The 12,800-nt window shown below is 74.5% G+C and carries 13 protein-coding genes and 1 pseudogene; 9 read left to right on the top strand and 5 right to left on the bottom strand.

All coding sequences use genetic code 11. The features are described 5' to 3' along the window. Both EAO73_RS36630 and EAO73_RS18925 read right to left on the bottom strand, forming a co-directional pair. Positions 1–302, bottom strand: a 302-nt coding sequence (locus EAO73_RS36630) for a helix-turn-helix domain-containing protein (RefSeq protein WP_224756366.1), incomplete at its 3' end; no start/stop codon positions are given. A 64-nt stretch (positions 303–366) separates the two neighbouring features. Further along, positions 367–1,791, bottom strand: coding sequence for an RNB domain-containing ribonuclease (locus EAO73_RS18925; RefSeq protein ID WP_147973527.1), 1,425 nt, complete (start codon positions 1,789–1,791; stop codon positions 367–369). Between the two features lie 176 nt (positions 1,792–1,967). On the opposite strand from EAO73_RS18925, the gene yaaA reads away from it, so the two are divergent. Both yaaA and eda read left to right on the top strand, forming a co-directional pair. Then, the gene (yaaA, locus tag EAO73_RS18920) at positions 1,968–2,768 is read left to right on the top strand and encodes a peroxide stress protein YaaA (protein ID WP_147972713.1); all 801 of its coding nucleotides are present in this window, start codon (positions 1,968–1,970) and stop codon (positions 2,766–2,768) included. A gap of 89 nt (positions 2,769–2,857) precedes the next feature. After that, positions 2,858–3,475, top strand: a complete 618-nt coding sequence (gene eda, locus EAO73_RS18915) for a bifunctional 4-hydroxy-2-oxoglutarate aldolase/2-dehydro-3-deoxy-phosphogluconate aldolase (protein WP_147972712.1) — start codon at positions 2,858–2,860, stop codon at positions 3,473–3,475. 194 nt (positions 3,476–3,669) lie between these two features. Here the strand turns inward: eda and EAO73_RS18910 are convergent, their stop codons facing one another. The 3 genes from EAO73_RS18910 to EAO73_RS18900 are packed head-to-tail and all read right to left on the bottom strand — an operon-like array spanning position 3,670 to position 6,511. Continuing rightward, entirely contained in the window at positions 3,670–4,935 is a 1,266-nt protein-coding gene (locus EAO73_RS18910; protein ID WP_147972711.1) for a bifunctional RNase H/acid phosphatase, read from the bottom strand. Then, a complete protein-coding gene (locus tag EAO73_RS18905; RefSeq protein WP_191134187.1) occupies positions 4,935–5,678 on the bottom strand; it encodes a zinc ribbon domain-containing protein in 744 nt (247 codons plus the stop codon). Before EAO73_RS18905 ends, EAO73_RS18910 begins: the two co-directional genes overlap by 1 nt. Continuing rightward, the gene (locus tag EAO73_RS18900) at positions 5,675–6,511 is read right to left on the bottom strand and encodes a Nif3-like dinuclear metal center hexameric protein (protein WP_147972709.1); all 837 of its coding nucleotides are present in this window, start codon (positions 6,509–6,511) and stop codon (positions 5,675–5,677) included. Before EAO73_RS18900 ends, EAO73_RS18905 begins: the two co-directional genes overlap by 4 nt. A gap of 233 nt (positions 6,512–6,744) precedes the next feature. Between EAO73_RS18900 and EAO73_RS18895 the strand changes: the two genes are divergently transcribed. The 7 genes and pseudogenes from EAO73_RS18895 to EAO73_RS36625 form a co-directional block, all read left to right on the top strand. Continuing rightward, on the top strand, positions 6,745–8,037 hold the full coding sequence (locus EAO73_RS18895) for a hypothetical protein (protein WP_147972708.1): 1,293 nt from the start codon (positions 6,745–6,747) through the stop codon (positions 8,035–8,037). 123 nt (positions 8,038–8,160) lie between these two features. Further along, entirely contained in the window at positions 8,161–8,337 is a 177-nt protein-coding gene (locus tag EAO73_RS36020; RefSeq protein WP_191134134.1) for a hypothetical protein, read from the top strand. Between the two features lie 215 nt (positions 8,338–8,552). Next, on the top strand, positions 8,553–9,512 hold the full coding sequence (locus tag EAO73_RS18890; protein ID WP_147973526.1) for an ABC transporter ATP-binding protein: 960 nt from the start codon (positions 8,553–8,555) through the stop codon (positions 9,510–9,512). Beyond that, complete coding sequence (locus EAO73_RS18885) at positions 9,512–10,234, top strand: ABC transporter permease (RefSeq protein ID WP_147972707.1); 723 nt, start codon at positions 9,512–9,514, stop codon at positions 10,232–10,234. Before EAO73_RS18890 ends, EAO73_RS18885 begins: the two co-directional genes overlap by 1 nt. 11 nt (positions 10,235–10,245) lie before the next feature. Then, positions 10,246–11,496: a sensor histidine kinase gene (locus tag EAO73_RS18880; RefSeq protein ID WP_147972706.1), complete on the top strand. Its 1,251-nt coding sequence runs from the start codon at positions 10,246–10,248 to the stop codon at positions 11,494–11,496. Between the two features lie 5 nt (positions 11,497–11,501). Then, entirely contained in the window at positions 11,502–12,134 is a 633-nt protein-coding gene (locus tag EAO73_RS18875; protein WP_147973525.1) for a response regulator transcription factor, read from the top strand. A 54-nt stretch (positions 12,135–12,188) separates the two neighbouring features. Continuing rightward, positions 12,189–12,800 (top strand): annotated as a pseudogene (locus EAO73_RS36625) (glycosyltransferase family 39 protein); the annotation flags it as partial.

Below are 12,800 nucleotides of genomic sequence, written 5' to 3'. Positions count from 1 at the left end.
GTGGTGAGGCGGTAGAGGTGCGGGTGGGCCAGGGCGTGGGCGCGGTAGGCGGCAGCCAGGGCCGGGAACGAGCCCGGGGCGGCGGTCTCCGCCGCTTCGAGGGCCTCGGCGGTCTCCGCGAGCATCGCGTCGGCCAGCGCGTTCACCACGGAGGACTTGTCCGGGAAGTGCTTGTACAGGGAGGGGGCCGTGATGCCCAGCCCGCCCGCGAGCCGTCGCATGGTCAGCGCGTCCGGGCCCTCCTGCTCCAGGAGCATGCGGGCGGCGGCCAGGATCTGGTGCTGGCGGGCGCGGTCGGTCACGCCGGTCCCTCCTTCGTACGGGCGCGGGGCGCGGAGGCCGAACTCGCGATCGTACGAGATGCCGTCAGGCCGGGGTGAACAGGGCCTTCGCCGTGCCGGGGGCCGCCTGGGCGAGGCGGACCCGCAGGCGCTCGCCCAGAGGGAGGGGCGTGTCGCCCTCGATGCGGGCGACGATCGCCGGGGCGTCGATGTGGACGGTGCCGGTGGCCGGTTCGTCGTCCTTCACGTCGATCACGTACCCGTCGAAGACCACGCCCACCTTGTCCTTCAGCAGCGCCGCCTCGACCAGGTCCACGGACTCGCGCTCCACGGTGTTGGCGCGGCGCGTGCCCTCCGCCATCTCCTTGGGGAGCGCGGGCAGCGCGGCGAGGACCCACTCGGGCGGGTCGCGGTCCTCGCAGGCGGCGAGGCACAGTTCGGCGGCGTACCGGTCCACGAGGCGGCGGAGGGGTGCGGTGCAGTGCGTGTAGAGGTCGGCCACCGCCGCGTGCACGGCCGGGTCCGGCAGGTCGCCGTGGTCGAAGACCGTGTAGCCGGCGCCGCGCAGCAGGGTCGTGCACTCCTGGAGGAACGCCGCGTGATCGGCGCGCTCCGGGTCGAGCGAGCGGACGACCTGGGCGTACGGGACGTGGTGCGGCCAGTCGATGTGCAGCGCCTCGGCACTGCGGCGCAGCCGGGCCACCGCGCCGTCGGGCGCGACCGGCAGCGTGCGGAGGATGCCGGTGCCGCTCTCCGTCATCAGGCGGGCCGCCGCCATGCCGGTGAGCAGGGAGATCTGGGCGTTCCAGCCGTCGGCGGGGAGCGGGGCGCGGTACTCCAGGCCGTACGTGCCGTCGTGCTCGGTGATCTCCTGCTCGGGCACGTTCAGCGAGATGCCGCCCCGGGCGACCTCCTGCTCCTCGCGGAGCGTGCCGATGTCCCGGAGCAGCGCGAGCGGTTCCTCGGCGGTGCCCGCGTCGATCTGACGCTGCACGGTCGCGTAGTCGAGCTTGGCGCGGCTGCGTACGAGCGCCCGGCGCACCCGGGTCGCCACCGTCCGGCCCTCGGGATCGAGGTCGATCTCCCACAGGGCCGCGGGGCGGACCCGGCCGGGCAGCAGGCTGGCGGCGTCCTCCGAGAGGACCTCCGGGTGGAGCGGCACCTTGCCGTCGGGGAAGTAGAGCGTCGTCACCCTGCGGTGGGCCTCGGCGTCCAGCGCGCCGCCGGGGCGCACGAACGCGGCGACGTCCGCGATGGCGTAGTGCACGCGGTAGCCGTGGGCGCGGCGTTCCAGGTGCATCGCCTGGTCGAGGTCCGTGGACGTGGGCGGGTCGATCGTGAGGAACGGGATGTCCGTCGCGTCCGCGTGGCCGGCGAGCTCCGGGCTGCGCGCCGCGTCCGCCGCCTCGGCGAGCACGTCGGGCGGGAAGTCGTCGGGCAGCGACAGCTCGGCGCGCAGCCCGCGCAGGGCCGCCCGCAGCGGGGTGTCGGTGCCGGCTGCGCCGGTCATGTGCAGGTGGCGGCGGGGCATGGACCGAGCGTAGGGCGGGGCGCGGTTCGCGGCATTCCGGGAGGACCTTGTGCCCGTACGGTGTGCCCCTCCGCCCCCGTACGCTGGCCGGGGGCATCCGCGCGGTCCGCACACCGCTCCGGCGCCCCTTCCCGTACGTATGAAGGAGAACCGCCGTGCTCGTGCTGTTGCCGCCCTCCGAAGGAAAGGCCGCCTCGGGGCGCGGGGCCCCGCTGAAGCCCGAGTCGTTGTCGCTGTCCGGTCTCGCCGGGGCGCGGGCGGAGGTGCTGGACGCGCTCGTGGAGCTGTGCGTGGCCGACGAGGAGAAGGCCCGTGAGGTGCTGGGGCTCAGCGAGGGGCTGCGGGGCGAGATCGCGAAGAACACCGAGCTGCGGACGGCGGGGACGCGTCCGGCCGGGGAGCTGTACACCGGTGTGCTGTACGACGCGCTCGGCCTCGACTCCCTCGACACGGCCGCGCGCCGCCTCGCCGGGAAGTCGCTGCTGGTGTTCTCCGGGCTGTGGGGCGCGGTGCGGGTGGGCGACCGGATTCCGCCGTACCGCTGCTCGATGGGGGTGAAGCTGCCGGGCCTCGGCGCGCTCGGGGCGTTCTGGCGTACGCCGATGGCCGAGGTGATGCCTCAGGAGGCGGGCGACGGGCTCGTGCTGGACCTGCGCTCGTCCGCGTACACGGCGGCGTGGAAGCCCAAGGGCGCGGTCGCGGAGCGGACGGCGAGCGTCCGGGTGCTGCACGCGCAGATCGTGGACGGGGTCGAGAAGCGGTCGGTGGTCAGCCACTTCAACAAGGCCACCAAGGGCCGCATGGTGCGGGACCTGCTGCTCGCGGGGGCCCGGCCCGCCGGTCCCGCCGAGCTGGTGACGGTCCTGCGGGACCTGGGGTATGTCGTCGAGGGCGAGGCGCCCGCGCGGGCGGGGCGGCCGTGGCAGCTCGATGTGGTGGTCACGGAGATCCACTAGGACCTGTCGTTCGGATCAGGCCCTGGCGTACGTTGCACCCTCCGCAACGGTCGTTGCGCACTGCGCCGTGCAGCGGGCAGGATGGGCGCATGACCTCCTCCGTGCTGGATCTCGCCCCCGTCGTGCCCGTCGTCGTCCTGGAGGACGCGGCCGACGCGGTGCCGCTCGCCCGCGCCCTGGTCGCGGGCGGGCTCCCGGCGATCGAGGTGACGCTGCGCACCGCCGCCGCCCTCGACGCGATCCGGGCGATCGCGGCGGAGGTCCCGGACGCGGTGGTCGGGGCCGGCACGGTGATCTCGGCGCGCGACGTCGCGGACACGGTGGCGGCGGGCGCCCGTTTCCTGGTGAGCCCGGGGTGGACGGACGCGCTGCTGGACGCCATGAAGGGGTCCGGGCTGCCGTTCCTGCCGGGCGTCTCGACCACGTCCGAGGTGGTGGCGCTGCTGGAGCGCGGGGTCACCGAGATGAAGTTCTTCCCGGCCGAGGCGGCGGGCGGCACGGCCTATCTGAAGGCCCTCTCCGCCCCGCTCCCCCAGGCCCGGTTCTGCCCCACGGGCGGGATCTCGCTCGCCTCCGCGCCCTCGTACCTGGCGCTGCCCAACGTCGGCTGCGTGGGCGGGAGCTGGATGGTCCACGGGGACGCGGTGGCCGGCCGCGACTGGGCCCGGGTGGAGCGTCTCGCAGCCGAGGCGGCGGCACTGGCCTGAACAAAGCGGCGAGGAGAGCCCGTCGCACCTCGCCGTGCATGCTCCCCGGTATTCGGGGCACGACCCTTGTAGGGGACGTAGCCCGCATGCCGGGTGACCCGGGTTCCGGCGGGTAATCCCCCGACCGGCCGGAACCGCCTCGGCCCCACCGGCCTTCCCCCCGCCGGTGGGGCCGAGTGCTGTCCCGGGGCCGGTTACCGGAGGTGGGACGTGTCGTTCAGCAGGCGTACGGAGGCGTTGCCGTCCGCGTAGTACGCCACGGACGAGACGGACGCCGCCGACAGCTCCATCCGGAACAGCGCCTCGGGGGGCGCGCCCAGGGCGAGGCGGACCAGGGTCTTGATGGGCGTGACATGGGTGACGACGAGGACCGTGCGGCCCGCGTACCGCGTGATCAGGCCGTCCCGGGCGACCGCGACCCGGCGGGCGACCTCGGCGAAGCTCTCGCCGCCGCCGGTGGGGGCCGCGTCCGGGGAGGCGAGCCAGGCGTCCAGGTCGGCCGCGTACCGCTCCTTCACCTCGCCGAAGGTGAGCCCTTCCCAGGCGCCGAAGTCCGTCTCGCGCAGCCCGTCCTCGATCCGCACCTCCAGGCCGAGCCGGGCCGCGACCGCGCCGGCCGTCTCGCGGCAGCGGCGCAGGGGCGAGCTGACGATCTCCTGCACGGTGCCCAGGGCGGCGAAGGCTCCGGCCGCGCGTGCGGCCTGGTCGCGGCCGGCGGCGGAGAGCTCGGGATCGGTGCCGCCGCTCCCGGAGAACCGCTTCTGCGGGGTGAGGGCCGTCTCGCCGTGCCGCAGCAGGACGAGCGTGGCGGGGGCGCCCAGGTCGGGGGCAGAACCCCAGCCCACCTGCGGGGTGGCGGGCTCGGAGGGCGGCGGGGCGCTCGTACGGTTCAGCGCGGCCCTCGCGCGGGCCGCGCCCGCCACCGCGTTGCCGGGCGGGCCCTCGATCGGGGGCAGCGCGTCGGCGACCGAGGAGCGCGGGGCGTCCAGGGCGGCCGTGGAGGCCGACGGCTCCCACTGGGCGCCGCGCCCGCCCGCGTCCATCGCCTCGTTGGCCAGCCGGTCCGCGTGCTTGTTGCGCTCGCGCGGGATCCACTCGTACGTGATGTCCGCCCCGGGCAGCACGCCCGCCGCCTCGGCCGCGAGCGGCTTCATGTCCGGGTGCTTGATCTTCCAGCGGCCCGACATCTGCTCGACGACCAGCTTGGAGTCCATCCGGACGTGCACCCGGACCACGGTGCCCACCGGGCCGTCCGCGAGCAGGGCGCCCACCGCGCGGAGGCCGGCGACAAGGCCCTTGTACTCGGCGACGTTGTTGGTCGCGAGGCCGATGTACTCGGCGGCCTCGGCCAGCGTCTCGCCGGTCTCCGGGTCGATGACGACCGCGCCGTAGCCGGCGGGGCCCGGGTTGCCCCGGGAGCCTCCGTCGGCCTCGACGACGAAGCGGCGCGGCCGGTCCACTAGAGACCCGAGTCGGCGGTGCGGACCAGGATGCGGCGGCAGTTCTCGCAGCGCAGCACCGTGTCCGGGGACGCGGCCTTCACGTCGTTGATCTCGGTGATGTTGAGCTCCAGGCGGCAGCCCTCGCAGCGGCGCTGGTAGAGGCGGGCGGCGCCCACCCCGCCCTGCTGGGTGCGCAGCTTGTCGTACAGCTTGAGCAGGTCGGCGGGGACCGAACCGGCGACGGCCTCGCGCTCCTTGGTGACCGTGGCAGCCTCCGCGTCGAGCTCCTGGGTGGCGGCGTCGCGGCGGGCGGTCGCGTCGTCGGCCTTGGCCTGCACGGCGGCGACCCGGTCGGTCAGCTCGGCGACCCGCTCCTGCGCGGACTCACGGCGCTCCATGACCTCCAGGACGATGTCCTCCAGGTCGCCCTGGCGCTTGGCGAGCGAGGTGATCTCGCGCTGGAGGCTCTCCAGGTCCTTCGGCGAGGTGACCGCGCCGGAGTCCAGGCGCTGCTGATCGCGGGCTGCGCGCTGGCGGACCTGGTCGACGTCCTGCTCCGCCTTGGTCTGCTCGCGGGCGGTGTCGCTCTCCTCCGTCGTGGAGGCGACGAGCAGGTCGCGCAGCTGGGCGAGGTCGGCCGTCAGCGACTCGATCTCGGCGTGCTCGGGCAGGGACGTGCGGCGGTGCGCGAGCTGGGAGAGGCGCTGGTCGAGCGCCTGGACGTCGAGAAGTCGGATCTGGTCGGCGGGCGCGGCGTTCAGTTGGGGGCTCCAGAAGAGTGGTGGGCGGTCCAGGGGTCGGTGACCCGCTTCGAGACATGGACCCGCAGGTCCCATCCGAGGCGGTCGGAAATCGCGTCGAGCTGTGCCGCGGCCTGCTCGCACCACGGCCACTCGGTGGCCCAGTGTGCGGCATCGACCAGGCCGAGCGGCGAGTGCTGGGTGGCTTCGGAGGCCGGGTGGTGGCGCAGGTCGGCGGTGAGGAAGGCGTCCACGCCGGCGGCGCGCACCGCGTCGAAGAGGCTGTCGCCCGATCCGCCGCTCACGGCGACGGTGCGCACGAGCGCGTCCGGGTCGCCCGCGAGGCGGATGCCCTGTGCGGTGGCGGGCAGCCGGGCGGCGGCGCGGGCGGCGAACGCGCCGAGGGTCTCGGGGTGGTCGAGCGCGCAGATCCGGCCGAGTCCGCGGCGTCCGGCCGGGTCCGTCGGGTCCGGCACGAGGGGGCGCTCGACGCGCAGGTCGAGGGCGGCGGCCAGGGCGTCGGAGACCCCCGGGTCGGCGGTGTCGGCGTTGGTGTGGGCCACGTGCAGCGCGATGCCGTCCCGGATCAGCGTGTGCACGACCCGGCCCTTGAAGGTGTCCGCCGCGACGGTCGTCGTTCCGCGCAGATAGAGCGGGTGGTGGGTGACGACCAGCTGCGCGCCCAGCGCCTTCGCCTCGTCCACGACCTCGCGGACGGGGTCGACGGCGAAGAGCACCCGGTGGATCTCGGCGTCCGGATCACCGCAGACGGTGCCGACCGCGTCCCAACCTTCGGCCCGCTCGGGCGGCCAGAGGGCGTCGAGCTCGGAGATGACATCAGACAGACGGGGCACGGAGGAAAGGCTACCTGCCCGCCGCGCCCCCGGGAGCCCCGGGAACGGGCCGCCCGGCGGCCGCGCACGGGAGCGCCCGTACGCGGGCGGGGAGCGGGACCTCATACAGCACACGCGCCCCCGGCCCCACAACGAAATCCGGCCATCACCACCCTTATGTGTGAAGTGGGGAGGCTCGTGTTGTTCGGCTGGAAGTGCGAAAACTAGCGTCGGTTGCCGGAGGTGATGAGTCGATGACTGCCTGTGCCATCGAGGACGGGACCACCACGGGTGATGGCGGGCCGGCGGAGCCGGAGCCGGAGCCCGATCCGGGTGATCCCACGGGGGCCGCGGAGACCGGCCCGGCGGAGGACGACCCGGCGCCGGAGGCTCTCGTACCGGCCGTCGCGGCCGAGGCGGCCGCTCCTGCCGAAACGGTTTTGCCGCCCTTCGTGCTCACCGCCGACGGCGCGTACGGCGCCCGGCTCACCGCGGCCCCGGTGGCCGGCGGAGCGGCCGGAGCCGAAACCGCCTGGTACGCGGAGCGCTGGACGCTCGACGGCCCCGAGCCCTATGCCGTACCGCTGCCGACCAACCAGCCGGAGGAGACCGAGGCGCAGGTGCTGCCGCTCGCCGACGGCCGGGTGCTGATCCGGCGCCGGGTCGCTGAGCGGCACACCTTCTCGCTGCTCTACCCGACCGGGCCCGGCACCGGCGAGCTGCTGCTCGGGGCCGTCGAGCGCGACGCCCTGACCCTGCTGCCGCCCTCGCCGGACGGGGTGAGCGCGTACGCCCTGTCGGTCGGCGCGTACTCCACGGGGCTGTGGCGGGTGGCGGGCTGTGCGTCCGGGCCCGAGCACCTCGCGGACCTGCCCGGCCGCTGCTCCGGCGGCGTCTGGCTGGACCGGGCGGGCCGGCTGCTCGCCCTGGACCGGGAGCCGGCCGGGGGCGGCCCGGTGAAGACGGTCGCGGTGGACCTGGGGCGGGGCGCCGAGATGACGCCGCTGCTCCAGATCACGCCGGACAGCGACGACCGGCTGCTGCTCGCGGACCCGGACAGCGGGCTGCTGCTGATCCGCTCGGACGCGCCCGGACACGACCGGCTCGGCTGGGGCGTGCTCGGCAGCTGTCTGCCGGTGCGCTTCCCGGAGTGCCTGCGCCTGCCGGACTGCGCGGTGGCGCCGTTCGCCGTGCAGCCGGGCCAGATGCTGATGCCGGAGAGCTGCGCGGTGGCCCTGCGGATCGACGGGGCGGCGGGCAGCTGGGTCGGGCTCTGGCGCCCGTCGGGCCGCCGGCTGCACCAGCTCGCGGCGCCCGGGGGCTGGCTCGCGGGCAGCGGGGTCTGGTCCCGGGACGGGGTGCTGAAACTTCCGTACGCGGATGGGGACACGGCGTGTGCGGTGGCCCTGCTGGAGATGCCCGAGGAGGCGGAAGCGGCGGGCGACGGAAGTGGTACGCAACCTTCCGCCGCGCCCGTGACTCCTCCTGTGTGTACACCGGTTCCTTTGGGGCAGGCGCCTCTCGTGGGGCGTACGGTCCCTGACTAAGCTGGGGCCGGGGCTCACGCAACCGTGCTTCCCGGTCACCGACCGTGGCCTTTTCCCGGACGACGGCGGCGTGACGCTCCGGTCGACACACACGTAAGCGATCACAACGGGGTGACTTCCCACATGTCTGAAGCCCACACCGACACGACCCGGACGTACCCGCAGGGGGCGGACACGCAGCGGGCCGAAGCCGGCGGCTCCGGAAAGCACCGAGGGGGTGTGGCGGTGGACGACTCGGCGGAGCAGCCGGCCGGCCGCCACCGCCGTCCCGTCGAGGAGGGCAGCGCGGCGGCGGCCTGACCGCCGTCCGCCGGAAGAACGAGAAGGGGGAAACGGTGCCCTCGCCGCCGTGGCGCGAACCACGGCGGCGAGGGCACCGCTCTGTTCCCAACGCCGTTGTCCCGCAGGCGCGATGACAAATGTCATGACGGACCGCGTACACATGCCTCTGCCGCGCTGCGCTCACGCTCCGTAACGTCGTAGACATGACGCAGACAAGGGACGACGAGGCGGCGGTGGTCTTCACCGGGGCGGTGAAGACCTTCGGGCGGGCCGGGCGGAGCGTACGGGCCGTCGACGGTATCGATCTGAGGATCGGGCGCGGCGAGACCGTGGCCCTGCTCGGCCGCAACGGGGCGGGCAAGTCCTCCACCATCTCGCTGCTGCTCGGGCTGAACGAGCCGGACGAGGGGACCGTACGGGTGCTGGGCCGCAGCCCCGAGCAGGCGGTGCGGGCCGGGCTGGTCGGCGCCATGCTCCAGGAGGGGCACCCGATACCCCGGGTGACCGTGCGGGAGCTGATCTCCTTCGTCGCCTCCACCTACCCGCGTCCGCTGCCGGTCGCCGAGGCGCTGGTCCTGGCGGGGGTGACGGAGTACGCGGACCGGCGCATCGACAAGCTCTCGGGCGGCCAGCTCCAGCGGGTGCGGTTCGCCGTCGCGCTGGCCGGCAACCCCGAGCTGATCGTGCTGGACGAGCCGACCGCCGCGCTGGACGTGACGGGGCGGCGCGCGTTCTGGGACTCGATGCGGGCCTACGCCCGGCGCGGGAACACCGTGCTCTTCTCCACGCACTACCTGGAGGAGGCAGACGAGAACGCCGACCGGATCGTCGTCATCGACCGGGGCCGGATCGTCGCGGACGGCAGCGGCGAGGAGGTCAAGGACTCGGCCGGGCACCACCAGGTCTCCTTCGACCTCGCGGGCCGCTCCACCGAGGGCCTGGACCGGCTGCCCGGTGTGGTCACCGTCGAGGTGACCGGGGACCGCGCCCTGCTGCACACCGAGGACTCGGACGCGACCGTCGTGGAGCTGGCCCGGCTCGGCCTGATCCGCGGCCTCCAGGTCTCGCGGGCCACGCTGGAGACCGCCTTCCTCGCGCTCACCGCGCCCGGGGAGGCCGGACTCCGCACCACCCCGCTCGGGGACACAGCACTCGGAAACGCCCTGCTCGGAGACCAGAAGGAGACCGTCTGATGTTCCAGTACATCCTGCTCGAAATGCGCCGGACCCTGCGTGACGCCGGCTTCCTGATCTTCGGCACGGGGATGCCCGTGATGATGTACCTGATCTTCACCAACATCGGCACCGACGAGAGCGCCGACGGCTGGAAGACCGCCTCCATGGTCGGCATGGCCGCGTACGGGGCGCTCGGCTCGGCCATGTCGATCGGTACGGGCGTCGCCTCCGACAAGTCCCTCGGCTGGCTCCAGCAGTTGAGAATCACCCCGCTCTCCCCCTCGCACGCGGTCGTGGGCCGGGCGGTGAGCGGTTCGGTGACCGTGCTGCCGGTGATCCTGACCGTGCTGCTGGCCGGCGCCCTGATCAACGGGGTGCGGATGGCCGCCTGGCAGTGGGCGGTGCTGGTCCTGGTGCTGTGGCTGGGCGCGCTGCCCTTCACCCTGCTCGGCCTGGGCAACGGCTACCGGCTCACCCCGCAGGGCACCGGCGTCGTCAACATCGCCTGCCTGATGGGCTTCGCGGTCGTGGGCGGGCTGTGGTTCCCGCTGGAGATGCTGCCCGAGTGGCTGCGCTCGGTCGGCCGGTTCACCCCGGCCAATCGGTTCGCCGACCTGGGCTGGGCGACGACCGACGGGCACGCGCCGAGCGCGACGACGCTGGGCGTACTCGCCGCGTGGCTCCTGCTGTTCGGCGCGTACGCGGTGATCTCGTACCGTCGGTCCGCCAGGACCGTGTGACAGGAGCGAACATGCCGCGGAACGCACGACCGTCGTTCAGGGAGCGCCGCAGGCTGCGGCGGGAGAACCGCAGGCCCGGACCGCCGTCGCCCTACGCCCTGCTGCCCTGGCTGCTGATGGGCCTGGGCGCCTTCTCCAACCTCTTCCAGGGTGAGACCCCCACCCCCTGGATCGCGGGCGCCGGCCTGCTGGCCTTCAACTCGCTCTACATCTCGGTGGTGTTCCGCGGCTTCGCCAAGGAGAAGCGCGAGAGCCCGGTGACGTATGTGCTGCTCGGCGCGCTGGCCGTGGTCACCTTCGCCCTCGCCATCGGCTACGGCGGCAGCTGGCTGCTGTTCTTCCCGCTGCTCTCGCTGGCGGCGGGCACGGTCCTGCGCCACCGCTGGCTGGTGGCCGGGCTGCTCGGGCTCGCGGTGGCCGCCTGCGCGGTCGCGGTCTGGCGCGACGACAGCGCCTCGCCGCCGTGGACGCTGGGTTACGGGACGTTCATCTCCGGGGCCGTGACGTCGGCGATCCTCCGGCTGGCGGAGACCGTGACCGAACTGCGCGCCACCCGGCAGGAACTGGCCCGCGCCGCCGTCGAACGGGAGCGGCTGCGCTTCTCCCGCGACCTGCACGACCTGCTGGGCCACACGCTGTCGGTCATCGTGGTGAAGTCCGAGGCCGCGCGCCGGCTCGCCCCGCGCGACATGGACGCGGCACTCACCCAGGTCGCCGACATCGAGTCCGTCGGGCGCCAGGCGCTCACCGAGATCCGCGAGGCCGTCACCGGCTACCGCGAGGGGAGCCTCGCCACCGAGCTGGACCGGGCCAGGTCCGCGCTGACCGCCGCCGCGATCGAACCGGTCGTCCGGCGCTCCGGACCGCCGCTCGCCCCGCAGACCGAGGCGTTGCTGGGCTGGGTGGTGCGGGAGGCCGTCACCAACGTGGTGCGCCACTCCACGGCGACGCGCTGCGTGTTCGAGGTCAGCGGCACCGGCGAGAAGGTCCGGCTGACGGTGACCGACGACGGCCGGGGCCGGCGCGAGGGCCCCGCGCCCATCCCGGGCATCGGGGGCACGGGGCTGAAGGGGCTCACCGAGCGGCTCGCCGCGGCGGGCGGCTCCCTGGTGGCGGGCCCGGGGGCGGAGGGCGGCTTCGTGGTCACCGCCGAACTCCCGGTGGACGCGGGCGGCGACGGGCCGGGTGGCGGGGACGGCGACGCGGCGGCCCCGCCGGGAGCCGGGGCGGGACCGGCCTGCTCGCCTACCCTGGGCCGGTGAACGAGATGCCACAGGAGCACCCCCCGGCCCCGTCCGTACGCGTTCTGCTCGCCGAGGACCAGGGGATGATGCGCGGGGCGCTCGCCCTGCTGCTCGGTCTGGAGCCGGACATCGAGGTGGTGGCCCAGGTCGGCGCGGGCGACGAGATCGTGGCGGCGGCGCTGGCGGCCCGGCCGGACGTGGCGCTGCTGGACATCGAACTGCCGGGACGCAGCGGTCTGGACGCGGCGGCCGACCTGCGCGAGGAGGTCCCGGACTGCCGGGTGCTGATCCTGACCACCTTCGGCCGGCCGGGCTATCTGCGCCGGGCGATGGAGGCCGGGGCGGCGGGCTTCCTGGTGAAGGACGGCCCGGTGGAGGATCTGGCCGAGGCGATCCGCCGGGTGCTGGCCGGGGAGACGGTGGTCGATCCGGCGCTGGCCGCCGCCGCGCTGAGCTCCGGGCCGAGTCCGCTGACGGCACGTGAGCGGGACGCGCTGGTCGCGTCGGCGGACGGGGCGACGGTCGCCGACATCGCCGCGAAGCTGCATCTGTCGGAATCGACGGTCCGCAACTACCTGTCGTCGGCGATCGGCAAGACGGGCACCCGCAACCGCATGGAGGCGGTGCGCGCGGCCCGGCAGCAGGGCTGGCTCTGACCGCGCTCCGTCCGTACCCGTCACCGTCACCGACCCCGGGGGCCCGGCCACTTCATGCCGTCTCACATATCCGCGCTCCGGCGCGCCGTTCCGCTCTGGGTCGTACCGGTGCTCTGGACCCTGGGCCTCGGGCTCTGGGGGCTCTCGCGGCAGGGCAGCCTGTGGCGGGACGAGGCCGCGACCTGGCAGGTGGCGCTGCGGTCGGCCGCCGAGATGCGGGTCATGCTGGCCAACGTCGACGCGGTCCACGGGCTCTACTACCTGCTGATGCACGGGCTGTTCGAGTGGTTCGGGCCGACGACCACGACCCTGCGGCTGCCCTCCGTGCTGGCCATGGCGGTGGCGGCGGCCTGTGTGGCCGTCATCGGCGAGCGGCTGGGCGGGAGATGGGCCGGCCTGGGCGGCGGGATGGTCCTCGGTCTGCTGCCGGCCGTGCAGTTCTACTTCCAGGAGGGCCGCCCGTACGCACTCGTGGCGGCAGGGGCCGGGATCTCGACGCTGCTGCTGGTGACGCTGGTCCAGCGGCCCGGCCGGTGGGAGCGCTGGGCGGCGTACGCGGGCACGGTCCTGCTCGGCGCGCTGCTGAACTGGCTCTCGCTGCTGATCCTGCCCGCGCACGCGGCGACCCTGGCCTGGAGCGGGGCGCGGCGCGGGGTGTGGGGGCGG

Source organism: Streptomyces sp. col6, assembly GCF_008042035.1.
GTDB lineage: Bacteria > Actinomycetota > Actinomycetes > Streptomycetales > Streptomycetaceae > Streptomyces.
This window is presented reverse-complemented; position numbering and strand designations above follow the sequence as displayed.